Raw genomic sequence first — 21,764 nt, forward strand, 5'->3', positions numbered from 1 at the left:
TTGCGGCCGACGTCGAGCGCTGGGGGCCGGGATGACGATGCGGGACACCGACCGGGCGTTGGTGCAGGCCGCCACGGCGGTTTCCAAACTGCGGTGCCGCAGCCCGAGGCACACCGTCGCGTCGGCCGCCCGGACCGCCGACGGGCGGGTCTTCACGGGCGTGAACGTCCACCACGTCACCGGGGGGTCCTGCGCCGAGCTGATCGTGATCGGCACGGCCGCGACGCAGGGCGTGACGGAGCTGGAGACGATCGTCACGGTGACCGACCGGGGCCGCGAGGTCGCCGCGCCGTGTGACCCTTGCCGGCAGGTGCTGCGCGACCACTTCCCGTCCCTGCGGGTGATCGTCGGCGAGCTGGACGCCCTGCGGGTGGTCGAGATCGGGGACCTGCCCGGCTGACGTCAGTCGCCGGTCGCCGCCTCCAGCATCGACCGGGGCATCGGGACACCCTCGAACCGCACGTTGCCCTCCGGCACCATCCAGCTCATCACCTGCACGGCCAGCCGTCCGGCACGCACCGCCGGATCATTGTGATACAGCTCGCGGGCCGCTTCCGGGTCCACCGAGAGCACGACGAAGCCGCGCAGGCGATCGTCGTCGGCGCCCAGGAACGGGCCGGCCGCGAGCACGAGGCCCTGCTCCACCAGACCCGCCTGGTGGGCCAGGTGGGCGTCCTGCAACCGGTCGATGGCGTCGAGCGGCAGCTCCGGGACGTCCGCCGGCCGGACCAGGAGTACGACCGTGTGCTGGTCGAATCGCATGATCCCACCCTAGGCGCGCTGCCCGCCGCGCGCGGGCGTCCGCCCTGGTCAGCCCCTGCGGGATCGACGAGCGCGAGTTAGGTGACCCTCAGCAGGTCGGCTAAGGTAAGGCGAACCTAAGCGCAGACGTGCAGGAGACTCGTGACCACCCTCGCCACCCGGCCGACCCCGGCCCGCAGCCGGTCCGGCACTCGCACCGGTCGCCGGGTGGCCGTCACCGTCGGGGCCGCGCTGGTGCTGCTGCTCGCCGTGCTGGCCAGCTTCGCTCTCGGCAGCCGACAACTCGACGTCGACCAGGTCTGGCACGCGCTCGTCGCCCCGGACGGCGGCGACGCGAGCACCATCGTCCGCGAGCTGCGGATGCCGCGTACCGCGCTCGGCCTCGCCGTCGGCCTCGCGCTCGCCGTGGCCGGCGTGCTGTTCCAGGCGCTCACCCGCAACCCCCTCGCCGAGCCCCGCATCCTCGGCATCAGCGCGGGCGCGTCGTTCGGTGTGGTGCTCGCCATCTCCGTCTTCGGCATCGGCACGCTCGCCGGGTACGTCTGGTTCGGCATCGCCGGTGCACTGATCGCCGGGCTGCTGGTCTTCGCCATCGCCACCCGAGCCCGCGAGGGCGCCAGCCCGGTCACCCTCGCGCTGGTCGGCGCGGCGCTCGACGCCAGCCTGGCCTCCGGGGTGTACGCGCTGCTCAGCATCGACGCCCGCACCTTCGAGGAGTACCGCTTCTGGGTGGTCGGCGGGCTGGCCGGCCGCGACCTGTCGGTCACCGCGCAGGTGCTGCCCTTCGTCCTCGTCGGGCTCGTGCTGGCCGCCCTGGTGGCCCGGGGCCTGGATGCGCTGGCGCTCGGCGACGACGTGGCCCGCGGCCTCGGCCACCGGATCGGCCTGGTCCGCCTCGGGGGTGGCCTCGCCGCCGTGCTGCTGACCGGCGCGGCGGTGGCTGCGGCCGGGCCGGTCGCCTTCGTCGGGCTGGCCGTGCCGCACCTGGCGCGTGCCCTGGTCGGCGCGGACCACCGCTGGACCCTCGCCGTCTCCGCCCTGCTCGGGCCGGCGCTACTGCTCGGCGCCGACGTCGTCGGCCGGCTCGTCGCCCCGCCCGGCGAGATACCCGCCGGGATCGTCACCGCCCTGATCGGAGCGCCGCTGCTGGCCGTCCTGGTCCGCCGCGCCCGGGTGGTGACCGCGTGACCACCGCGCACCGCCCCTCCGACCCGACTGGTTCCGCCGACCCGGCCGGCCGCCTGTCCGGCGCGGCTGTGCTGTCGGCCTCGGTGCCTGCCGCCTCGTCCGGCACCGGCCAGGCCCCGCTGCCCGGCCGGTCGCTGCTGCGCATCGGCCCGGTCAGCCTGCTGATCCGTCGCCGCGCGTTGCTGGTGGCCGCCGCGCTGACCGTGCTGCTCCTCCTGGCGGTCGTGCTCAGCCTCTCGCTGGGCACCCCGTACGTCGCCCCGGCCGACGTGCTGCGCGCGCTATCCGGTGCCGGCACCCCGTACGACCTGGTTGTCTTTGATCTTCGGATGCCACGGGTCGTGCTGGCGGCGGTGGCCGGTGCGGCCTTCGGCGTGGCCGGAACGCTGATCCAGAGCGTGGCCCGCAACCCGCTCGCCAGCCCGGACGTCATCGGCATCACCCAGGGTGCCGGCCTCGCCGCCACCGTGGCCCTGACCAGCGGAATGGCCGCGGTGCTGGTGGCACCCACCGCGCTGCTGGGCGGGCTCCTCGCGGCGGTGCTGCTGTTCGCCCTCGGTGCCCGGCACGGGCTGGCCGCACAGCGGTTCGTGCTCGCCGGCGTGGCGGTCGCCTTCGCCTTCCGGGCGCTCACCGAGGTGGTCATGCTCACCGCCGACCCGATCGACGGGCTGCGCGCGCAGATCTGGCTGATCGGCACCCTGGCCGGCAAGGGCTGGACCGAGGCCGCCTGGATCGCCGGCACCCTGCTGGTGCTGCTGCCGGTGCTGGCCTGGGCCGGTTGGGCGCTGAACAGCACCGCCCTGGACGACGACACCGCCCGAGGCGTCGGGCTGCGGCCGGTGGCCCGCCGAATCGGCCTGGCCGGCACCGGCGTCCTCGTCGCCGCGATGGTCACCGCCCAGGTCGGCGCCGTCGACTTCGTGGCGCTGGTCGCCCCCCAGGTGGCCCGTCGGTTGGTACGGACCGAACGGCCACCACTGGTCTGCTCGGCGCTGCTCGGCGCTCTGCTGCTGGTGCTCGCGGACCTGGCCGGCCGACGGCTGATCGCACCCACCCAACTGCCCGCCGGCGTGTTGACCGCCGCGATCGGCGGCCCGTACCTGATCTTCCTGCTGCTGCGCGGCCGGCGGCGGTCGTCGTGACGCCCTCAAGGAGTCCTGTGATGCTCTCCACCCGCGACCTGGTCGCCGGCTACGACGAGCGGACCGTGCTCGACGGGCTGAACCTGGACCTGCCGACCGACGCGTTCACCGTGATCGTCGGACCCAACGCGTGCGGCAAGTCCACCCTGCTGCGCACGATGGCCCGGCTGCTCACTCCGCGCCGAGGCACGGTGCTGCTGGACGGCACCGCGATCCGCGACCTGCCGACCCGGGAGGTCGCCCGCCGGCTCGGCGTCCTGCCGCAGAGCCCGCTGGTGCCCGAGGGCGTCACCGTGGCAGACCTGGTCGGCCGAGGCCGGCAGCCCTACCAGCGTTGGTGGCGGCAGTGGTCATCGGAGGACGGCACGGCGGTGGACCAGGCGATGGCCCTGGCCGACGTGACCGACCTGGCCGACCGGCCGGTGGACAGCCTCTCCGGTGGTCAGCGGCAGCGGGTGTGGATCGCCATGACGCTCGCCCAGGACACCGACGCCCTGCTGCTGGACGAGCCGACCACCTTCCTCGACCTGGCCCACCAGGTGGAGGTGCTGGACCTCCTGCACCGACTGCGCGTCGAGCGCGGACGCACTGTGGTCGCCGTGCTGCACGACCTGAACCAGGCCGCCCGTTACGCCGACCATCTGGTCGCGATGCGCGACGGCGCCGTGGTTGCCGCCGGACCGCCCCGGGAGATCCTCACCGCCGACCTGGTCCGCGACGTCTTCGGGCTGGCCTGCGTGGTCGTGCCCTGCCCGGTGACCGGCGCGCCGCTGGTGGTGCCCGCGTACACGGGGGGCAACTCCGCCACGGCTGCTGCTGTTGATGCGGCTGACTCCGACTCGTCGAAGGCGTCCGTGCCGGACGCCCGACCCGCCACCGGTGACGCGGCCACCCCGCTCACCAGCTCGTACCCCTCGAAAGGACTCTGATGCGTCGTCTCGTCGCCGCTCTCGCCGCGGCCGTCGCCCTCGGCGTCGGACTCACCGCCTGCGGTGAGAGCGACCCGGTCGCCGGTTCCACCACCGGGGAGACCCGGGAGATCACCCACGTCATGGGCACCACCAAGGTCCCGGCCGAGCCCAAGCGCGTCGTCGTGCTCGACACCGACAAGATCGACACTGCGCTCTCGCTGGGCATCACGCCCGTCGGCGCCGCCACCGCCGGTGAGGCCAAGAGCTGGCCGACCTACTTCGGCGCGGACAAGCTCGCCAGCATCAAAGAGGTCGGGGTGCTCGCCGAGCCCGACCTGGAGGCGATCAACGCGCTGAAGCCGGACCTCATCCTCGGCAGCAAGTTCCGCCAGGAGAAGTTCTACGACGAGCTGGCCGCCATCGCGCCGACCGTGTTCACCGACAAGGTGGGCATCACCTGGAAGGAGAACTTCCTCCTCGACGGCAAGGCGCTCGGCCGCGAGCAGCAGGCCAAGGACCTGCTCGGCGCGTACGAGAAGCGGGCCAAGGACTTCGGCACCACCCTCGGCGACGCCGCCGCGCGCAAGGTGTCGATCGTGCGGTTCCTGCCCGGCAACATCCGGGTGTACGGCCCGGACTCCTTCTCCGGCATCGTCCTCGGCGACACCGGGCTGGGTCGCCCCGAGCGGCAGCTCCTCGCCAACAAGGAGGACAAGCGCTTCGACCTGGTCAGCCCCGAGCGGATCAACGAGGTCGACGGTGACGTCATCTTCGTGACCGCGTACGGCGACAAGGCCGCCGCCGAGCAGACCAAGGTGGCCGGCGGGACCCTCTGGAAGGGCCTCAGCGCCGTCAAGGCCGGCAAGGCGTACCCCGTCGCCGACGAGGTCTGGATGACCGGCATCGGCGTCGGCGCCGCCAACAAGATCCTCGACGACCTGAGCAAGTACCTCCCCGCCGCCTAACACCCCGCCCCGCCGCGCCGCAGCGCCCGTGCGCCGGGCGGTGCCCGCGCTCCGCGCGATGCCCGCGCTCCGCGCCGGCGGTGCGCTCCGGGCCATGATCGCGCTCGATCCAGGAAGTAGTGGCTTCCCCCGACGGGGAGGCCACTATTTCCATGTTCGAGCGCGATCATCGCCGCTTGGAGGGCGATAGTCGCTGGGAGGCGGTGTTCGCTGGGCGGGCGATAGTCGCTGGCGGGCAGTGGTCGCTGGGAGCGCGGTGGTCGCCTGGAGGGTGATCATCGGGCTGAGGGGGAGTGGGACCGGGCTCGCAGGGCGGCCCTGACCTCGGCGAGGAAGCCGTCGAAGTCGTCCCGGAGGCGCTTGGCGGTCACGTGCAGGACGATCCACTCGCCACCGAGCAGTCGGTTGAGCCGTCGGCGGTCCCGATGGAGTTGCTCGGGGTCGTTGTGCCAGAGCCCGTCGTACTCCACCGCGACCTTGAACTCCGGCCAGGCCAGGTCAAGCCGGGCCACGAATCGGCCCTGGTCGGCTACGACCCACTGCGTCTGCGGTCGGGGCAGGCCAGCGAGCACCAGCCGCACCCGCGTGCGGGACTCCTGGGGTGACTCGGCGCCCGCATCGGCCAGGTCGATCGCACGGAGCAGGGACCGCCAGCCCCGCCGGCCGGCGCGGCTCAGCGCGTAGTCGCGCAAGGCGGACACGTCGGTGAGCCGGCGGGCCAGCATGGTGTCGATGACGACCACCGCCTCGACCACGTCGAGCCAACGGGCGAGATCCCAGCAGGTCCGCGCCGGGCTGGTCACCCTGAGCCCTGCCCTGTTCAGAGTGTCGCCGGGGTCGGCCTCCCCGTGGTGGATCCGGAGGCCCGTGGCGGGCCCGATGCGGGTGCCGTTGGGGACCAGCACGTCGATCGGCTCGCTCGGCGCGGACGTCGTGCAGCCGTAGAACGCCGCCGCGGAGCGCCCCGCGATGGCCGCTCCGGGTGGGATCAGCCAGCGCCCGACGGCGGCGCACCTGATTCTGTGTGTGACTCTGACCTGGGCATCGGCATAGACGTCCCGGAAGAGCGGCCGCCACGCGGAGCTCCGCAGGTCGTTTCGGGTCAGCAGACCGCGCGAGACGGCGATCGAGCCACGGAAGATTCGACCGCGCAACTGCGGCGGCCGTCGGGGAGCTTTCGGCATGCACTCCAGGCTGACCGATCACCCTCGTGCCACGCCGCCCCTGTGGATAACCGCCGACCAGGCCGCGGCGCGGTGCGCGCGGTTGTCCCCATGATCGCGCTCGAACATGGATGTAGTGGCCTCCCAAGAGGGCGAGGCCACTACATCCTGGATCGAGCGTGATCTTGCCCGACATCCGGACGGACGGCGGGTGGGGGAGGCGGGGCAGGCGGACGGGCGGCGGGCCGGGCAGCCGAGCGGGCGGCGGCGGGTGGGGGAGGCGGACGGACGGCGAGCGGGACAGGTGGGTTGGTGCGGGGTGGTTAGGCGGCGGTGGACCAGATGGCGCGGAAGGCGGCGGCTTCGCCGGCCAGCCAGCGCTCGATCTGGTCGGGCTTGGCGTCGGTGGGCATGTGGTGGGCCTGGCCTCGGCGGACGTCGACCAGAACCGGCTCGGCGTGCGGGAGCACCGCGTCCATGTGTCGGGCCATCAGGTGCAGGGTGGCGAGCACGGACTCCTCGCTCGGTGGGGTCTCGTCGAAGTGCAGGCGGATTGCTTCGGCGCGGCCGTCGGCGTGGCGTACCCCGAAGTGGGGGTTGATCTTGACGGGCAGGTCGCCCAGCATGGCCAGGGCGTCGCGGGTCTGGGCCAAATCGATGGAGGCTGGCTCGCCGAGGGAGTGCAGCCAGGCCGTGGCGCCGGGCACGAGGGCCTGGTAGAGCGGGCGCCACCGTGGCTTGACCACGTCGACCACCCCGGTCAGGTGGGTGCCGCCGGTGTGGAAGGCGATGTCGGCCTTGAGCGCCTTGACGAACTGGCCGTGCGGGTTGAAGCCGGACCGGCTGGCCCGCTGCTTGCGCAGACCGCCAACGAAGTTCGCCTTCGTGGGGCCGGTGCGGTCGACGTAGCGGGTGAAGCCGAGCAGGGTGGCGTAGGGCGTGAGGGGCGTGGCGGCGGGCGCGGTCACGGGCGTCCTCCCGAGGTCGTAATCCTGCAGGTCAGGATCTCTATTAGTACATACATTCTAATCGACGGGTCTGACATCGCCCACCGGAAATGAGGGTGCGGAAGACACGACAAAGGGGGCCGTCCAGCGTGCGGACGACCCCCTGTCGAGGTGCTCTGCTAGAGCTGGCCGACGTCGGTGATCCGGACGACCGCGGCACCGACCTCGTCCGAGGCGACCAGGTCGATCTCGGCGCTGATGCCCCAGTCGTGGTCGCCGTCCGGGTCGTCGAAGATCTGCCGCACGGTCCAGCGTTCCCGGCCCTGCTCGATCATGAGCAGCGCGGGCCCGCGGGCGTCCGGCCCGACGCCGAGCGAGTCGTACGCCTCGAAGTACGGCGCCAACGCCTCGGCCCACGCGTCGTAGTCCCAGCCGTCGCCGGCGTCCAACTCGGCGAGCAGGTCCCAGCGGCGCAGCGCGGCGAGCTCCACTCGGCGGAACAGCGCGTTGCGCACCAGCACCCGGAACGCGCGCGCGTTGCGGGTCACCGCGGGCGGCCGGTCGGTCAGGGCGGCGTGCGCCTGGGCAACCTCGGCCACGTCGGACGGGTTGCGTAGCCGCTCCCACTCGTCGATGAGGCTGGAATCGACCTGGCGGACCAGCTCACCCAACCACTCGATGAGGTCGATCAGCTCCTCGGTCTTGGCGTCCTCGGGCACGGTCTGCCGCAGCGTCTTGTACGCGTCGGCCAGGTAGCGCAGGACGAGGCCCTCCGAGCGGGTCAGCCCGTAGAACTGCACGTACTCGGTGAAGGTCATGGCCCGCTCGTACATGTCGCGGACGACGGCCTTAGGGGAGAGTTGGTGGTCGGCGACCCAGGGGTGCCCCTGCCGGTACATCTCGTACGCGGCCTCCAGCAGCTCCGCGAGGGGCTTCGGGTGGGTCACCTCGTCGAGCAGTTCGAGGCGTGCCTCGTACTCGATGCCCTCCGCCTTCATCGCGGCGACCGCCTCGCCGCGCGCCTTGAACTGCTGCGCGGACAGGATCTGCCGGGGGTCGTCGAGGATCGACTCGACGACCGAGAGGACGTCCAGGGCGTACGACGGGGACTCGGCGTCGAGCAGCTCGACGGTGGCCAGGGCGAGGGGGGAGAGCGGCTGGTTGAGGGCGAAGTCGAGCTGGAGGTCGACGGTGAGCCGGATCCGTCGGCCGGTCTCGTCCGGCTCGGGCAGTTCCTCGACGACCCCGCCGGCGCGCAGCGCCCGGTAGATGGCGATCGCCCGGCGAATGTGCCGGTGCTGCGCGGTGGCGTCCTCGTGGTTGTCGGTGAGCAGGTGCCGCATCGCGGTGAAGGCGTCACCGGGCCGGCCGATGACGTTGAGCAGCATCGAGTGGCTGACCTGGAAGCTGGAGGTCAGTGGCTCCGGCTCGGCGTCGACCAGCCGGTCGAACGTGGGCTGGCCCCAGCCGATCGAACCCTCCGGCGGCTTCTTGCGGACCACCTTGCGCCGCTTCTTCGGGTCGTCGCCGGCCTTGGCGAGGGCCTTCTCGTTGTCGATGACGTGCTCGGGGGCCTGCACCACGACCCGACCGATGGTGTCGTAACCGGCCCGACCGGCCCGCCCGGCGATCTGGTGGAACTCGCGGTTCTTGAGCAGCCGGGTACGGACCCCGTCGTACTTGGACAGGCCGGTGAAGAGCACGGTCCGGATCGGCACGTTGATGCCGACGCCGAGGGTGTCGGTGCCGCAGATGACCTTCAGCAGGCCGGCCTGGGCGAGGGTCTCGACCAGTCGGCGGTACTTGGGCAACATGCCGGCGTGGTGCACACCGATGCCGTGGCGGACCAGTCGGGACAGCGTCTTGCCGAAGCCGGACGTGAACCGGAAGCCACCGATCGCCTCGGCGATCATGTCCTTCTCGGCGCGGCTGCAGACGTTGACGCTCATCAGCGCCTGGGCGCGTTCCAGCGCGGCGGCCTGGGTGAAGTGCACCACGTACACCGGGGCCTGCTTGGTCTCCAGCAGCTCCTCGAGCGTCTCGTGCATCGGCGTCATCGCGTACGAGAAGATCAGCGGAACCGGCCGCTCCGCCGAGCGCACGACGGCGGTCGGCCGCCCGGTACGCCGGGTGAGGTCGTCGACGAACCGGGTCGTGTCCCCCAGGGTGGCGGACATCAGGATGAACTGGGCCTGCGGCAGCTCGATGATCGGCACCTGCCAGGCCCAACCCCGGTCGGGCTCGGCGTAGAAGTGGAACTCGTCCATGATCACCTGGCCGACGTCGGCCTTCGCGCCCTCGCGCAGCGCCAGGTTCGCCAGGATCTCCGCGGTGCAGCAGATGATCGGGGCGTCGGCGTTGACGCTGGCGTCGCCGGTGAGCATGCCGACGTTCTCGGCGCCGAAGACCTCGCAGAGAGCGAAGAACTTCTCCGACACCAGCGCCTTGATCGGCGCGGTGTAGAAGGTCGTCCGGCTGTCCGCGAGGGCCGCGAAGTGCGCGGCGACCGCCACCAGGCTCTTACCCGAGCCGGTGGGCGTGTTCATGATCAGGTTGGCGCCGGAGACGATCTCGATGACCGCCTCCTCCTGATGGGGGTAGAGGTCGAGGCCGCGCTCCTTCGCCCAAGTGGCGAACGCGTCGAAGAGGGTGTCGGGGTCGGCGCTTGTCGGCAGCGCGGCGGTGAGCGTCATAGCCTGTCCATGGTGCCTGGATCATGCCCCCACGCGCCAACCCGCTGGCCGCCGTACTCCCGTTCGGGTGTCACGGACGCCCCGTCGGGCCGCCGGCCGGCTGTCCCGGAGGCTCCGCCGGACCGCCGTCCGGGTGCCGTGGCCGGCCTGCTGGTCACCGTCGGCGGTAGAGCAGGTCCGCGACCGGTCGGCCGGCCGTGATCGCCCGCCGCTCGAACTTCGTCACCGGGCGGTGCGCCGGACGCGGCGCGAAGCCGCCGTAAGCGTCCACCAGCCCCGGGTCCGCCTCCAGGGTCTCCCGCATCGCCTCGGCGTACTCGGCCCAGTCGGTCGCGCAGTGCAGCATCCCGCCGGGCCGCAACCGGGACCGGAGCAGCGCCACGTGCCCCGGCTGGATGATCCGCCGCTTGTGGTGGCGGGCCTTCGGCCACGGGTCCGGAAAGAACACGTGCACAGCGTCTAGTGCATCGTCGGGCAAGCCTCTGACCAGGGACAACGCGTCGCCCCGGGCCACCCGTACGTTGCCCAGGCCGTGCCGGTCCACCAGGTCGAGCAGGTTGGCGATTCCCGGCGTGTGCACCTCGACCGCCAGATAATCTCGATCCGGGTCAGCGGCAGCCATCGCAGCGGTGCTGTCGCCCATGCCCGAGCCGATCTCCAACACCACCGGCGCCCGGCGACCGAACAGGTCGGCCAGGTCGACGGGCACGACCGGTCCGTCCGGCACATCCAGGCCGTACGCGGGCCACAGCCGTTCCAGCGCGTCGTTCTGCCGGTCGCTCATCCGACCCCGACGGGGGTGGAACGTGCGGATCGTCCGGCTCGCGGGCGGGACGGCGGGGTCATGGTCGATGGCGGTCACAGCGACCCGAGCGTACGCGAAGCCGCCGGCGAATCGGATGTGATGTGCGACCGGAAATGAGAGGATCCAACTGGTACGGCAGGTCGGTTGCTCCACTGCCCGACTCGGCCGCACGGCGTCGAGAGGGGGCATCGTGACAGTGACCCGAAGCGGCGTGATCCTGTCGGTGGTGACCGTGCTCACCGGCCCCCTGCTGGCCGCCGCCCCCGCGTTTGCCGCGCCGGTTGCCGCGTTCCAGCCCGCCGGTGTCGTGCGCTCGACGTCCGGCGCCCTCCAGCACGTTGTTGCCGCGCCCGCCCCGCAGCCCGGAGGTCCGCCCGGTGGCGCGGGGCAACCGGCGCCGTCCTTGGACATCTTCGTCGAGGTGAGCCCCAGCACGGTGCAGCCCGGGTACCTGGTCGGGATCCGGGCCAGTTGTCGGGACAACTCGGTGGGCGCCACCGTCGTCTCCGACGCCTTCGGCGCGGTCGGGGTGCAGCCGCAGCGCGGGGTGCTCACCGCCGCGCCGATGGTGCGCGAGCGCACCCGTCCCGGCAACTACCGGGTCAAGCTGGAGTGCCGCGACGGCGAGACCGCGTCAACCATGCTCCAGGTGGTCAAGAAGGTCCCGGTCCAACCCAGTCGTGGTCCGGCCACCGGCTTCGGTGGGGGCGCTGGCGGGATCACCGGCAAACTGCTGCTGCCCGGCGGCGCGGCGCTGACCATCACCGGGCTGATCCTCGCCGTGGTGGCGCTGCGCCGGCCACGTTCCGTCCGTGGCGCCACGCGTCACTGAGGCCGCCATGGAGATCTTCCACCCCCCGCCGCCGCCCGGATCCCGCCAACCAGGCGCTTCCGGCCCGCCGGCCGGTGCGCGCCCGTCCCCAGCCGCCCGCTCGTCTTCCGGCGCCCGCTCGTCTTCCGGTGCTCGGCCGTCTTCCGGTGCTCGGCCGTCTTCCGGTGCCCGCCCGTCTCCCGGTGCCCGGCCCGCACGGGACGACCGCCCTCCGCGGGACGACCGCTGGCTGGAGGATGACCGCCTACCGCGGGACGACCGCCCGCTGGTGGCCGATCGCCCGGCAGTGGCTGCTCGCCCGCCGACCGCCGTTACGCCTCGGCGTAGTCGTCCGCCCGGCCGCAGCCCCTGGTCGGTGCCGCTGGCCGTGGTGCTGGTGCTGGCCGGGGTCTTCGCGACCGGGGCAGGGCTCGGCCGCTCGGTCGGCCCGTTCGACCTGGCCCCAGCCGGCGGTGACCGGCCGGCCCGCAGCGAGTCGGTCGGGTTGTCGGCGAGCCGGCCGGTGCGCCTGTCGGTCCCGGCGATCAAGGTCAGCGCGCCGGTGGCACCCGTCGGGCAGGCGCGGGACGGCTCGATCGCCGTACCGCCGTTGGAACGGCACAACGAGACCGGCTGGTACGACCGTGGGCCAACGCCGGGCGAGCCTGGCCCGGCGGTGATCGTCGGGCACGTGGACACCAAGACCGGCCCGTCGGTCTTCTACGACCTGGGCAAGCTGCACCCCGGCGACCTGATCGAGGTGGCCCGGGCGGACGAGACGGTGGTGGTGTTCCGGGTCGACACCGTCGAGCACTTCCCGAAGGACCAACTGCCCGGCGAGCGGATCTACGGCAACGACGGGCCGCCCGGGCTGCGGCTGATCACCTGCGGCGGGCAGTTCATCGGTGGCCGTACCGGCTACGCCGACAACGTCATCGCCTTCGCCACCCTGCAGTCCTCCCGCAAGCCCTGACCTTGCCCCCGGGCGTGATCGACACGGTCAGCTCAGGAAGTCCAGGAGTTGGCGGAGTGTCTGCTCCGGGGCCTCTTCCGGAATGAAGTGCCCGACCGGGACCGGCTCGCCGCGTACGTCGTCGGCCCACTCCCGCCAGATCGCGAGCGGGTCGTCGAAGAGCTTCGCGACCTGACCGCGTTGACTCCAGAGAAACAGCACCGGGCAGGCGATCCTCCGGTGGCCTCGGTCCGCCTCGTCCTGCTGGTAGTCCAGCGTCGCGGCCGCGCGGAACTCCTCGCAGATCGCGTGGACCGTCGCGGGGTCGCTGAACTGCCTGACGTACGCCGCCCGCACCTCGGGCGGGAAGGCGTCCTTCACCTCGGGCCAGGTGTCGAGCATGAAGTCGACGAGCACCGCGGGCGCCGCGTCGATGAACCGTTCGGGCACCGGCGCCGGCGCCGCCAGGAAGGACCAGACCCAGTAGGAGAGGCTGAACGTCTTGTCGGCGTGGTTGTAGACGTCGCCGATGGGAACGACGTCCATCACGGCGAGCCGAGTGACAGTGTCGGGTGCGTCCAGCGCGAGACGGTACGCGCAGCGGGCCCCGCGGTCGTGGCCGACGAGCTGGAACTGCTCGTGGCCCAGACTCCGCATCACCTCGATCTGGTCGCGGGCGATGGCTCGCATGCCGTACGGCTCGTGATCGGCGGTGCTCGGCGGTTTGCCGCTGTCGCCCCAGCCGCGCAGGTCGGTGGCGACGACGGTGAACTTCTCGGCAAGCTGCGGCGCGATCCGATGCCACATGAGATGCGTTTCGGGAATGCCGTGCAGGAGTAGAACGGGTGGCCCGCTCCCGCCACGGCGTCCGTGGATCGTCGTGCCGGAGGTCTCGATGTCGAATTCTTCGAAGCCGTCGAACATGGCCAGACCCCCGCACCTTCCTGGGACCGCCCGGCCGGACGGCCTGTGCCGGCAGGGCGACTGATGGCCCGCTACCGCTCGGGCCGCTTCGACGCTATCAACGGAAACGTCCGGCCCGGCCCGGTTTGGCGGTGGTGCCGGATCCTCGGCGCACCTAGGGCTGGGGGACGTGCAGGGCCACCTCGAATTCAGCAGGCTGGGGACGGTAGAGACCGGTGGGCGGAGCTTGTCGCCGGGGGAGGTGGCGCGGGAACCCTTACGCCCGGTCACACCGACTGCTGCGACCGAGACGACGAATCCTCCGAACTGCACCGCGCCGGGCCTGGTCAAGGTCGTGCTCGAACAAGGATGTAGTGGCCTCTTGCCGCAGGGAGGGAACTAGATCCAGGATCGAGCACGATCGAGGCGCCGGGTACCGCTCCACGCCCGCCTCGACGCGCCCAATGCGCCTGAATCGCCCCGACCTGTCGTGGCTTGGCCAAGATCAGCGCACTTCCGGTGAGACTGCTGCGTCGAGGCGGGGAATTCGTCCGTGTCTGACAGCCGGCGGGGAGGTGCTAGGGCTGGGGGACGTGCAGCGCCACCTCGAACTCCAGGAGGCTGGCGCCGCTGGAGACCGGCGGGCGTGGCTTCTCGCCGGGGGCGGTCGCGTGGGCGGCGCGCGACGGGCCGGCGGCCCAGGCCTGGTACGCCTCTTCGCTCTCCCACTTCGTGTAGACGAAGTAGCGGGTCTCGCCGGCCACCGGACGGAGCAGCTCGAAGCCGAGGAAGCCGGGGGAGTTTTCCACCGTGCCGGCTCGGGCGGCGAACCGCTTCTCCAACTCCGCGCCGGCGCCGGGCGGGACCTCGATTGCGTTGATCTTCACGACTGCCATCTGCCCACCCTAGCCACCACCCACGGCATCGGGGCGACCGAGCGAGCTCAGAACGCCTCGACCACCGGCACCAGTTCCGCGTCGACCACGATCGGCGCGTGGTCGGAGGGGCCTTTGCCCTTCCGGGCCTCCCGGTCCACGTATGCCGAGCTGACCGCCCGGGCGAACGGCGCGGACGCGTACACCAGGTCGATCCGCATGCCCTTGTTCTGGTGGAACATCCCGGCCCGGTAGTCCCAGTAGGTGAAGGGGTGTGGCCCCTTCATCGGGGTGGGCACGATGTCGCTGAGGCCCAGGTCGCGCAGCGCGGCGAGGGCTGCCCGCTCGGCCGGGGTGACGTGCGTGGAGTGGGTGAAGACCGCCGGGTCCCAGACGTCGGCGTCGGTCGGGGCGACGTTGAAGTCGCCGCTGACCGCCAGCGGGAGCCCACTGGCCAGCTCCGCCTCCAACGCGTCGCGCAGCGCCGCGAACCAGGCCAACTTGTACGCGTAGTGCGGGTCTTCCGGCGTCCGGCCGTTGGGCACGTACACCGACCAGACCCGCACCCCGTCGCAGGTGGCGGAGATGGCACGGGCCTCCGGGTCGGGGAAGCCGGGCTCCCCGGCGAACCCGACCCGGACGTCGTCCAGCCCGACCCGGGACAGGATGGCGACCCCGTTCCACCGGCCGTCGCTGTGGCTGGCCACGGTGTAGCCCAGCTCGCCCACCTCGCTCACCGGAAAGGCGCCGTCCGGGCACTTCGTCTCCTGCAGGCAGACGACGTCCGGCCCGGTGTCGGCCAGCCACTCCAACAGCCGGGGTAGGCGGGCCTTCACCGAGTTGACGTTCCAGGTCGCCAGGCGCATGCCCCCAGCCTGCCGCATCCGCCCCCGGTACGCCGGGTCAGCTGCCCGGGGTGTCGCCGGGTCGGGTCTGCTCGGCCAGGAAGCGCTCCAGTTCCGCGCCGAGTTCGTCGGCCGTGGGCAGCGGCCCGGCATCCGGGGCGAGCAGGCTCTTCTCGCCCCGACCTCGGGCGAACGCGTCGTACTGCTCCTCGAGTGCCTGGACCAGGGCGGCGGCGTCCTCGGTCTGGGCGACCTGGCGGTCGATCTCCACCCGGACCACCTCGGCGGCCGAGCGCAGCCCGTCGCCGGGCAGCAGCAGCCCGGTGCTGCGTGACACCGAGCTGAGCAGCACCTCGGCGGCGGCCGGGTATTCGGTCTGCGCCACGTAGTGCGGCACGTGGGCGGCGAAGCCCAGCGCGTCGCGGCCCTGCTCGCCGAGGCGGAACTCCAGCAGGTGACCGACGCTGCCGGGCACCTGGACGCGCTGCAGCCAGGGCTCGTACCCGCCGATCAGCTCGGGGCGGGTCGCGTGCGCGGTCACCCCGGTCGGCCGGGTGTGCGGCACCGCCATCGGGATGGAGTTGAGCCCCACGGTGAGCCGAACGTCCAGGCGGGCGGCCAGCCCGGCGACGGCGGCCACGAACCGCTCCCACTGCAGGTCCGGCTCCGGGCCGGTGAGCAGCAGGAACGGGGTTTCGTCGTCGTCGTGCAGCAGGTGCAGCTCCAGCTTGGGCGCGTCGACGCTCTCCCAGTGGTCCTCGACGAAGGTCATCACCGGCCGTCGCGACCGGTAGTCGAAGAGCTGGTCGACGTCGAAGGTGGCGATCGGCTGTCCCTCCAGCGAGGTGAGCAGCTGCTCGCGCGCCAGCCGGCTGGCGTTGCCGGCGTCCACGAACCCGGTGAGGGCCTGGATCAGGACCGGTTGCCCGAGGTCGGGCAGATCTTCGGTGAGCTGGTAGAGCTCGTGTGGGTCGAGCACCGGTACGGACCTCCCTGAAATGTGCCTGCGGGGCGCCGACGCGACGGAGGGCACCCGTTCGGGCAACGTACCCGCCATCCTGGTGCATTCCTGCGTCGGGCGATCCGTCGCCCGGGGGATGGGCGTGACCGGACTAATCACCTGATTACGCCGCCAGGTCGGTTCGATCGACCGATCGGCTGAGGGCTGGTTCGGCCCAAAGGCCGAGTTTGTCGATCATGTCAGGGCTGGTGGACAAATGCCCCTGGTCATCATTGACCATCCCGGTCTGCGTGCGCCGCCAGCTTGATCCGGTATGCGAGGTACGTTCCCCGGGCGCGTCGACCCGCCCAGGTCGTCCACCAGAGTGGCCCCGATCTGTGGCGAGCGCCACGTGATCACCGTGCGTAATCAGGGTTTCCCCCTGCCTAGCCTCGGTTGATGCGTGACGACGGCACCCTCGACGACCCGTACGCCCCGAGCAGCCCGACCGCCGATACGGAGGACGGCACCTCAACCGAACGGACAACCGCCGCGACTCGGCTCCGGACGTACGTCCGGGACCTGACCGGTCGACGCCGGGCCCAGATGGCGCTGGCCACCGGTGTGGTCTGCTGCCTCGGCCTGGCCGCCGTCGCGCAGGTCTGCGACGAGAAGCCCGGTTCGGCGAACCGAGGTGGCCCGCTCGCCAGCTCCGAGCTGGCGCAGCGCGCCGAGCAGCAGAGCGCCGCCTCCCGTGGTCTCGATCGTGCCGCTGCCCCGACCACGTCCGCTGCCGCCCCGTCCGCCACGGCGACCCCCAGCGACCCGGACACCACGGCGCCGGCACGCAAGGCCGCCCCGGCCCGCCCCACTGCCCCGGCACCCGTCGCCGGGCTGGACAAGGATCAGATGAAGAACGCCGAGGCGATCGTCCGCGCCGGCCGCAAGATGGGGGTGCCGCGCCGAGGTCTGGTGATCGCGGTCGCCACCGCCATGCAGGAGAGCAACCTCTACAACGTGGCCAGCGGTGTGCTGCCCGAGTCGCAGGACTACCCGCACCAGGGCGTCGGCTGGGACCACGACTCGGTCGGGCTGTTCCAGCAGCGGTCCAGCAGCGGCTGGGGCCCGGTGGGCCGGTTGATGGACCCCGAGTTCGCCACCCGGCAGTTCCTCACCGCGCTGGAGCAGGTGCCCGGCTGGGAGCACATGCGGCTCACCGACGCCGCCCAGGCGGTGCAGGTCTCCGCGTACCCCGAGTTCTACCAGCAGCACGAGTGGCGGGCCACCAGGGTCGTCGACGCCATCCTGCCGTCGGGGCGGTAACGTACCGCCCACTATGGACGGTCAGGGTTGAGGCTGTCGCATCCCGGGTACATGTGTTGCGGGTTCGGGGTACACATGACAGAGGGACCATCGACAGGAGGACGCCATGTCACTGATGCAGCGGATCACCACGTTCCTGAGATCACCGAAGGGGCAGCAGCTGGTCGAGCGAGGTCGTCGGGAGATGGCCAAGCCTGGCAACCAGCAGAAGCTCAAGGGGCTGGCGGCCCGGCTGTCCAACCGCCGCCGCTGAAAGGCTCCATCGGCCGCCCTGTCCGCCGTTCCCACCCTGCGGAGACCCGGTGAACGACACCCCGCCCGTCGGCGGCCAGCCCGCCGCCCCCACTCCCCAACCGTCCGCCAACCTGCCGGTTGGGCCGGTGGACGCCCCCGAGGGTCCGCCGGCCCGGCTCTGGGACCGGATGCGCGACGACCCGCAGTACGCCCCGGAGCACCTCGCCCTGGAGGCGGTTCGCCGGCTCGGGCCGGAAGCCGTGCAGTGGGCCAGCCGGGCCCGAGCCGAGCAGCCCGGGGTGTCGGCCGATGTCCTGGCCGACCAGGCGGCCCGCAAGTTCGTCAACCTGGCCCGCCTGTCCGGCGCGGTCTCCGGAGCGGCCGGGCTGCCCGGCGCCGTGATCGACGTGGGCGTGCTGGCCTGGACCCAGGCACGGATGGTGCTGCACATCGCCGCCGCGTACGACGTCGACCCGCTGCACAGTGACCGGGCCACCGACCTGCTGGTGCTTCAGCGCGTGCACAAGGTCGCCGAGAGCGCCCGACTGGCGCTCGGCGTGGCCGCCGGCCGGGAACGCGCCGACGCGCTGTTCGGTCTGGGCGGCCAGCGCCCGCTCGGTCGGGTGATGCTGCAGCTCGGCGTCCGGCTGGCCCAGATGGCCGGCGTTCGGGCCGCCAAGCGAATCGTCGCCAAGATCGTCCCTGGTGCGGCCATCGTGCTCGGCACCTGGGCCAACTCGTCGGCTACGAAGGACCTCGCGCAGCGTTCCCGGGCGCTCTACCGCTCACGGGGCACCGCCGTGCCGGAGCCCCGCCAACCCTGACCGTCCCGGCCGGGGAAGTCAGCTCGCCAGGCCGGAGGCGCGCCAGGTCACCTCGGCGATCCGGCCCTGGCCGGTGGCGTTGGGGTGGAACCAGTCCAGCGGGTTGAGCAGGTCCAGGGTGAACCGGACCTTGTGCACCGCGCCGCCGTCGTGACGGCAGCGTGAGCCGTACGCCCGGCAGGCCGCCACCAGCTCGGCGTTGTACGCGTCGATCCGGTCCCGGACGGCGGCCCGGCGCGCCCGGTCGGCGGGCGCTGTCGAGGTCGCCTCGGCCAGCAGGGCCGGGCAGATGCCCCGTCGCCACGCGCGTACCACCCGGGCGTCGTCGTGCCCGACCTCCCAGAGTCGGTACAGGTCGGGGATGCTCGCCACCAGCACGCGGGCCTTCGGTCGGCCGGTGCGCAGCACCCGCAGACCCCGGTCGACGTCGGCCCGGAACGTGGCCACCGGCGTCATCGCGTCCACCCCGCCCCGGCAGACGTCGTTGGCGCCGATCAGCACCGTGACGTAGTCGGGGCGGTCGCGTACCGCTGCCTGGGCCTGACCCTCCAGGGCGTCCGCGCGGGCGCCGGAGCGGGCGTGGTTGTAGGTCCGGTCGCGGATCGCCGAACTCTGCTCGAGCAGCCGCCGGTAGTGGCTCTGCACCCGCAGGCCGTCCCCGGTCGACCAGGAGTTGCGCTCGCAGGAGGTGAGCACCAGGCAGGAGGCGAAGCCGGTGCTGATCGAGTCGCCGAGCGCGGCGATGCCGCCCGGCCCGCTCGACGGCGGGTTGCTCTTGGTGGGGCGGGGTGTCGCGGAGGTGCCGCCCTCGCAGGCCAGTGCGACGAGCGCCGCGACACAGGCCAGGGCGGTGACCCACCGTCGAGGCATGGCATCCCCCGTTCCGCAGCACAGAGCGACAGCGCGGTAACTCTATGCGCAGGACCTGCTGTGTCGGGAAGTTGCTGTCGGGTATGCGGCAGAGCGTCGGTGACAGCGTCGGAAGGATGCTTTAATCCCGCCACGGTGCCCGCTGGCCGTGCAGCCACCAGTGCAGCGCCCGGGTGATCCGGGGCAGCACCAGGTAGGTCATCAGCGGGGTCAGGCAGAGCGTCATCAGCAGCACCCGCGCCGCCAACGGCACGGCGGCGAGGAAATGACTGGTCAGCAGGGTGGCGCTGAGGCTCAGCGGAAAGAACGCCAGCCAGATCGTCACCGCCTGCTTCCACCTCGGCGGCGACGCGGGCGCAACCGGCTCCACCGAGTGCTCCAGCGGCGGGTCGAACCAGCCCTCGATCCCGGTCCGTCGCTCGACCCGGGTGTGCTCGACGATGCCCTGCGCCGAGCTGAGCCACCAGTGCCGCTGCGGCGACTCCTCCCAGCGGCGCAGCGTCTCGGCGTCGGCGAAGCGGTAGAGCATGTGCCACTCCGGCGAACCGGGGCCGCTCTGCACCCACCCGGCCCCGAGGAATCCGGGAAACGCCTCGGCCAGCGCGGTGCCGGCCCGCATCCAGGCCACCATCTCGCTGGCCCGGCCCGGATCGACACGGCGGGCGATGGCGACGGTCACCGGCACGGCGAGGGTCATTGACATGGGCCCATCCTGCGGTCGACCGGGCTGCGGCGCGAATGGATGTGCCACAGCACACCGCCGCACCTCGGTGCGGCCCCAGCACACCGCCGCACCTCGGTGCGGCCCCAGCACACCGCCACACCGCGGGGTGGGAACGCACGGCGCCGGTTAACACCGCCGATCGGGGGTAGGTCGAGGGGTATGACGAGATCGCAGCCCCGGCGTGCCCGTGGCACGGTCGGCCACGCGAACAGCGCGCTGAACCTCCGGCTCACCCTCGCCGGCTTCGGGTTGGTGATCATGGTCATCTTCGCGGTGCTGGCGTTCTGGGCCGGCATCGCCTGGCTCGGCGTAGTCTGTGCGATCTTCGCTGTGGTCGCCGTGGTCGACCTGGTCGTGATCCAGCGCCGCCGCGCCGCCCGCCGCCGCGAGGAGCCGGGCGTACGACACTCGTTGTTCGAGTGACAGGAGGACGAGATGCCCCACATCGCCACCACCAACCCCGCCACCGGACAGGTGCTCAAGACCTACGAGGCGATGTCCACCGAGCAACTCGACGGTGCCATCGAGCGCACCGACCTCGCGTACCGGCAGCTGCGGGACACCACCGTCGACCAGCGCGCCCGGTGGATGAACGCCGCGGCCGACCTGCTCGACGCCGAGCGCGACGAGATCGCCCGGATCATGACCACGGAGATGGGCAAGACGTACGTCGCCGCGCAGGCCGAGGTGACCAAGTGCGCCACCGCCGCCCGCTTCTACGCCGACAGGGCACCGGCGTTCCTCGCCGACGAGCCGGCCGACGCGGCCGCCGTGAAGGCGGTCCAGGCGTTCATCCGCTACCAGCCGATCGGCGTCGTGCTCGCGGTCATGCCGTGGAACTTCCCGCTCTGGCAGGTGATGCGCTTCGCCGCGCCGGCGCTGATGGCCGGCAACACCGGTCTGCTCAAGCACGCCTCGAACGTGCCGCAGACCGCGCTGCTGCTGGAGGACGTGTTTCGCCGGGCCGGCTTCCCCGAGGGGGCCTTCACCACCGTGCTGGTCGGCTCGGAGGCGGTCGAGCGGATCCTCGCCGACCCCCGCGTACGCGCCGCCACGCTCACCGGCAGCGAGCCCGCCGGCCGGTCCATCGCGCAGATCGCCGGGCGGGAGCTGAAGAAGACCGTCCTCGAACTCGGCGGCAGCGACCCCTTCGTGGTGATGCCCTCGGCCGACCTGGACCGGGCCGCCGAGGTGGCCACCACCGCCCGCTGTCAGAACAACGGCCAGTCCTGCATCGCCGCGAAACGGTTCATCGTGCACACCGACGTCTTCGACGCCTTCGCCGAGAAGTTCGCCGCGAACATGGCCGCACTGCGGGTCGGCGATCCAATGGACCCGAACACCGACGTGGGACCACTGGCCAGTGAGCGTGGCCGCGACGAGGTGCACGCCCAGGTCCGCGACGCGGCGGACAACGGCGCGACCGTGCTCTGCGGGGGCGAACCACCGACCGGCGACGGCTGGTACTACCCGCCGACCGTCGTCACCGACCTCACCCCGCAGATGCGGATGTGGTCCGAGGAGGTCTTCGGCCCGGTCGCCGGACTGTTCCGGGTGTCGTCGTACGAGGAGGCGATCGAGGTCGCCAACGGCACCAGTTTCGGGCTCGGCTCGAACGCGTGGACGCGGGATCCGGCCGAGCAGGAGCGCTTCGCCACCGACCTGGACGCGGGCAACGTCTTCATCAACGGGATGACCACGTCCTATCCGGAGTTGCCGTTCGGCGGGGTGAAGAACTCCGGTTACGGGCGGGAGTTGTCGGCGCTGGGTATGCGGGAGTTCTGCAACACCAAGACGGTCTGGGTGGGGGAGGGCGCCGCCTCGGCCGGAGCGGGCGCGCACGCCGAGTAGCTTCCTGGGGAGCCTGCGCCGCGGCACGCATCA

23 protein-coding genes are annotated in these 21,764 nt (G+C 72.1%); 12 read left to right on the plus strand and 11 right to left on the minus strand.

What is annotated here, in order from left to right; genetic code table 11:
- Positions 1-31: 31 nt before the first annotated feature.
- Positions 32-400 carry a cytidine/deoxycytidylate deaminase family protein gene (locus tag HNR20_RS24295; RefSeq protein ID WP_184184054.1) on the plus strand — a complete coding sequence of 123 codons (369 nt, stop codon included), beginning with the start codon at positions 32-34 and terminating at the stop codon, positions 398-400.
- 2 nt (positions 401-402) lie between these two features.
- Here the strand turns inward: HNR20_RS24295 and HNR20_RS24300 are convergent, their stop codons facing one another.
- On the minus strand, positions 403-762 hold the full coding sequence (locus HNR20_RS24300; protein WP_184184056.1) for a YciI family protein: 360 nt from the start codon (positions 760-762) through the stop codon (positions 403-405).
- A 141-nt stretch (positions 763-903) separates the two neighbouring features.
- On the opposite strand from HNR20_RS24300, the gene HNR20_RS24305 reads away from it, so the two are divergent.
- From HNR20_RS24305 to HNR20_RS24320, 4 genes are read left to right on the plus strand one after another with little or no spacing between them, the layout of a single operon-like run.
- A complete protein-coding gene (locus HNR20_RS24305; RefSeq protein WP_184184059.1) occupies positions 904-1,950 on the plus strand; it encodes a FecCD family ABC transporter permease in 1,047 nt (348 codons plus the stop codon).
- Positions 1,947-3,095: a FecCD family ABC transporter permease gene (locus HNR20_RS24310; protein WP_229687346.1), complete on the plus strand. Its 1,149-nt coding sequence runs from the start codon at positions 1,947-1,949 to the stop codon at positions 3,093-3,095. The genes HNR20_RS24305 and HNR20_RS24310 overlap by 4 nt, the downstream gene beginning before the upstream one ends.
- Before the next feature lie 20 nt (positions 3,096-3,115).
- Positions 3,116-4,024, plus strand: coding sequence for an ABC transporter ATP-binding protein (locus HNR20_RS24315; protein WP_184184062.1), 909 nt, complete (start codon positions 3,116-3,118; stop codon positions 4,022-4,024).
- A complete protein-coding gene (locus HNR20_RS24320) occupies positions 4,024-4,971 on the plus strand; it encodes an ABC transporter substrate-binding protein (protein ID WP_184184065.1) in 948 nt (315 codons plus the stop codon). The genes HNR20_RS24315 and HNR20_RS24320 overlap by 1 nt, the downstream gene beginning before the upstream one ends.
- A gap of 275 nt (positions 4,972-5,246) precedes the next feature.
- Here the strand turns inward: HNR20_RS24320 and HNR20_RS24325 are convergent, their stop codons facing one another.
- The 4 genes from HNR20_RS24325 to trmB form a co-directional block, all read right to left on the minus strand.
- Positions 5,247-6,155 (minus strand): type IV toxin-antitoxin system AbiEi family antitoxin, encoded by a 909-nt coding sequence (locus HNR20_RS24325; protein WP_184184067.1) that lies wholly within the window; start codon positions 6,153-6,155, stop codon positions 5,247-5,249.
- Positions 6,156-6,457: 302 nt separating this feature from the next.
- Positions 6,458-7,102: a hypothetical protein gene (locus HNR20_RS24330; protein ID WP_184184070.1), complete on the minus strand. Its 645-nt coding sequence runs from the start codon at positions 7,100-7,102 to the stop codon at positions 6,458-6,460.
- A 158-nt stretch (positions 7,103-7,260) separates the two neighbouring features.
- Positions 7,261-9,774 (minus strand): DEAD/DEAH box helicase, encoded by a 2,514-nt coding sequence (locus HNR20_RS24335; RefSeq protein ID WP_184184073.1) that lies wholly within the window; start codon positions 9,772-9,774, stop codon positions 7,261-7,263.
- Between the two features lie 154 nt (positions 9,775-9,928).
- A complete protein-coding gene (gene trmB, locus HNR20_RS24340; protein ID WP_221310991.1) occupies positions 9,929-10,558 on the minus strand; it encodes a tRNA (guanosine(46)-N7)-methyltransferase TrmB in 630 nt (209 codons plus the stop codon).
- 208 nt (positions 10,559-10,766) lie between these two features.
- Between trmB and HNR20_RS24345 the strand changes: the two genes are divergently transcribed.
- Together HNR20_RS24345 and HNR20_RS24350 are read left to right on the plus strand one after the other, a co-directional pair.
- Complete coding sequence (locus HNR20_RS24345) at positions 10,767-11,411, plus strand: hypothetical protein (RefSeq protein WP_184188909.1); 645 nt, start codon at positions 10,767-10,769, stop codon at positions 11,409-11,411.
- A gap of 286 nt (positions 11,412-11,697) precedes the next feature.
- Entirely contained in the window at positions 11,698-12,363 is a 666-nt protein-coding gene (locus tag HNR20_RS24350; RefSeq protein ID WP_229687345.1) for a class F sortase, read from the plus strand.
- A 27-nt stretch (positions 12,364-12,390) separates the two neighbouring features.
- Here HNR20_RS24350 and HNR20_RS24355 read toward each other — a convergent pair whose 3' ends face one another.
- From HNR20_RS24355 to HNR20_RS24370, 4 genes are all read right to left on the minus strand, one after another.
- Complete coding sequence (locus tag HNR20_RS24355) at positions 12,391-13,266, minus strand: alpha/beta fold hydrolase (RefSeq protein ID WP_184184082.1); 876 nt, start codon at positions 13,264-13,266, stop codon at positions 12,391-12,393.
- 557 nt (positions 13,267-13,823) lie between these two features.
- Complete coding sequence (locus HNR20_RS24360) at positions 13,824-14,141, minus strand: antibiotic biosynthesis monooxygenase family protein (protein ID WP_184184085.1); 318 nt, start codon at positions 14,139-14,141, stop codon at positions 13,824-13,826.
- Positions 14,142-14,188: 47 nt separating this feature from the next.
- The gene (locus HNR20_RS24365; protein WP_184184089.1) at positions 14,189-14,986 is read right to left on the minus strand and encodes an exodeoxyribonuclease III; all 798 of its coding nucleotides are present in this window, start codon (positions 14,984-14,986) and stop codon (positions 14,189-14,191) included.
- A gap of 37 nt (positions 14,987-15,023) precedes the next feature.
- The gene (locus tag HNR20_RS24370) at positions 15,024-15,944 is read right to left on the minus strand and encodes a proteasome assembly chaperone family protein (RefSeq protein ID WP_184184092.1); all 921 of its coding nucleotides are present in this window, start codon (positions 15,942-15,944) and stop codon (positions 15,024-15,026) included.
- Between the two features lie 420 nt (positions 15,945-16,364).
- On the opposite strand from HNR20_RS24370, the gene HNR20_RS24375 reads away from it, so the two are divergent.
- From HNR20_RS24375 to HNR20_RS24385, 3 genes are all read left to right on the plus strand, one after another.
- A complete protein-coding gene (locus HNR20_RS24375; protein ID WP_184184095.1) occupies positions 16,365-17,228 on the plus strand; it encodes a peptidase M23 in 864 nt (287 codons plus the stop codon).
- Between the two features lie 106 nt (positions 17,229-17,334).
- Entirely contained in the window at positions 17,335-17,481 is a 147-nt protein-coding gene (locus HNR20_RS24380) for a hypothetical protein (protein ID WP_167457721.1), read from the plus strand.
- 49 nt (positions 17,482-17,530) lie between these two features.
- Complete coding sequence (locus tag HNR20_RS24385; protein ID WP_184184098.1) at positions 17,531-18,286, plus strand: EcsC family protein; 756 nt, start codon at positions 17,531-17,533, stop codon at positions 18,284-18,286.
- 18 nt (positions 18,287-18,304) lie between these two features.
- Here HNR20_RS24385 and HNR20_RS24390 read toward each other — a convergent pair whose 3' ends face one another.
- Positions 18,305-19,156 (minus strand): GDSL-type esterase/lipase family protein, encoded by an 852-nt coding sequence (locus HNR20_RS24390; protein WP_184184100.1) that lies wholly within the window; start codon positions 19,154-19,156, stop codon positions 18,305-18,307.
- Positions 19,157-19,277: 121 nt separating this feature from the next.
- Complete coding sequence (locus HNR20_RS24395; protein ID WP_184184103.1) at positions 19,278-19,859, minus strand: antibiotic biosynthesis monooxygenase; 582 nt, start codon at positions 19,857-19,859, stop codon at positions 19,278-19,280.
- Between the two features lie 180 nt (positions 19,860-20,039).
- On the opposite strand from HNR20_RS24395, the gene HNR20_RS24400 reads away from it, so the two are divergent.
- On the plus strand, positions 20,040-20,303 hold the full coding sequence (locus HNR20_RS24400) for a DUF6343 family protein (RefSeq protein WP_184184106.1): 264 nt from the start codon (positions 20,040-20,042) through the stop codon (positions 20,301-20,303).
- 12 nt (positions 20,304-20,315) lie between these two features.
- Positions 20,316-21,731 (plus strand): NADP-dependent succinic semialdehyde dehydrogenase, encoded by a 1,416-nt coding sequence (locus tag HNR20_RS24405; protein WP_184184109.1) that lies wholly within the window; start codon positions 20,316-20,318, stop codon positions 21,729-21,731.
- Positions 21,732-21,764: the final 33 nt, after the last annotated feature.

This window comes from Micromonospora parathelypteridis, from assembly GCF_014201145.1.
In the GTDB taxonomy this organism is placed as follows: Bacteria; Actinomycetota; Actinomycetes; order Mycobacteriales; family Micromonosporaceae; genus Micromonospora; species Micromonospora parathelypteridis.

Coding starts and splice junctions, on each gene's coding strand:
- HNR20_RS24380 (WP_167457721.1), top strand. CDS start 17,335: ATGTCACTGATGCAGCGGATCACCACGTTCCTGAGATCACCGAAGGGG.
- HNR20_RS24400 (WP_184184106.1), top strand. CDS start 20,040: ATGACGAGATCGCAGCCCCGGCGTGCCCGTGGCACGGTCGGCCACGCG.
- HNR20_RS24355 (WP_184184082.1), bottom strand. CDS start 13,266: ATGTTCGACGGCTTCGAAGAATTCGACATCGAGACCTCCGGCACGACG.
- HNR20_RS24390 (WP_184184100.1), bottom strand. CDS start 19,156: ATGCCTCGACGGTGGGTCACCGCCCTGGCCTGTGTCGCGGCGCTCGTC.
- HNR20_RS24295 (WP_184184054.1), top strand. CDS start 32: ATGACGATGCGGGACACCGACCGGGCGTTGGTGCAGGCCGCCACGGCG.
- HNR20_RS24405 (WP_184184109.1), top strand. CDS start 20,316: ATGCCCCACATCGCCACCACCAACCCCGCCACCGGACAGGTGCTCAAG.
- HNR20_RS24325 (WP_184184067.1), bottom strand. CDS start 6,155: ATGCCGAAAGCTCCCCGACGGCCGCCGCAGTTGCGCGGTCGAATCTTC.
- HNR20_RS24360 (WP_184184085.1), bottom strand. CDS start 14,141: ATGGCAGTCGTGAAGATCAACGCAATCGAGGTCCCGCCCGGCGCCGGC.
- HNR20_RS24365 (WP_184184089.1), bottom strand. CDS start 14,986: ATGCGCCTGGCGACCTGGAACGTCAACTCGGTGAAGGCCCGCCTACCC.
- HNR20_RS24395 (WP_184184103.1), bottom strand. CDS start 19,859: ATGTCAATGACCCTCGCCGTGCCGGTGACCGTCGCCATCGCCCGCCGT.
- HNR20_RS24335 (WP_184184073.1), bottom strand. CDS start 9,774: ATGACGCTCACCGCCGCGCTGCCGACAAGCGCCGACCCCGACACCCTC.
- HNR20_RS24300 (WP_184184056.1), bottom strand. CDS start 762: ATGCGATTCGACCAGCACACGGTCGTACTCCTGGTCCGGCCGGCGGAC.
- HNR20_RS24315 (WP_184184062.1), top strand. CDS start 3,116: ATGCTCTCCACCCGCGACCTGGTCGCCGGCTACGACGAGCGGACCGTG.
- HNR20_RS24375 (WP_184184095.1), top strand. CDS start 16,365: ATGCGTGACGACGGCACCCTCGACGACCCGTACGCCCCGAGCAGCCCG.
- HNR20_RS24320 (WP_184184065.1), top strand. CDS start 4,024: ATGCGTCGTCTCGTCGCCGCTCTCGCCGCGGCCGTCGCCCTCGGCGTC.
- trmB (WP_221310991.1), bottom strand. CDS start 10,558: ATGAGCGACCGGCAGAACGACGCGCTGGAACGGCTGTGGCCCGCGTAC.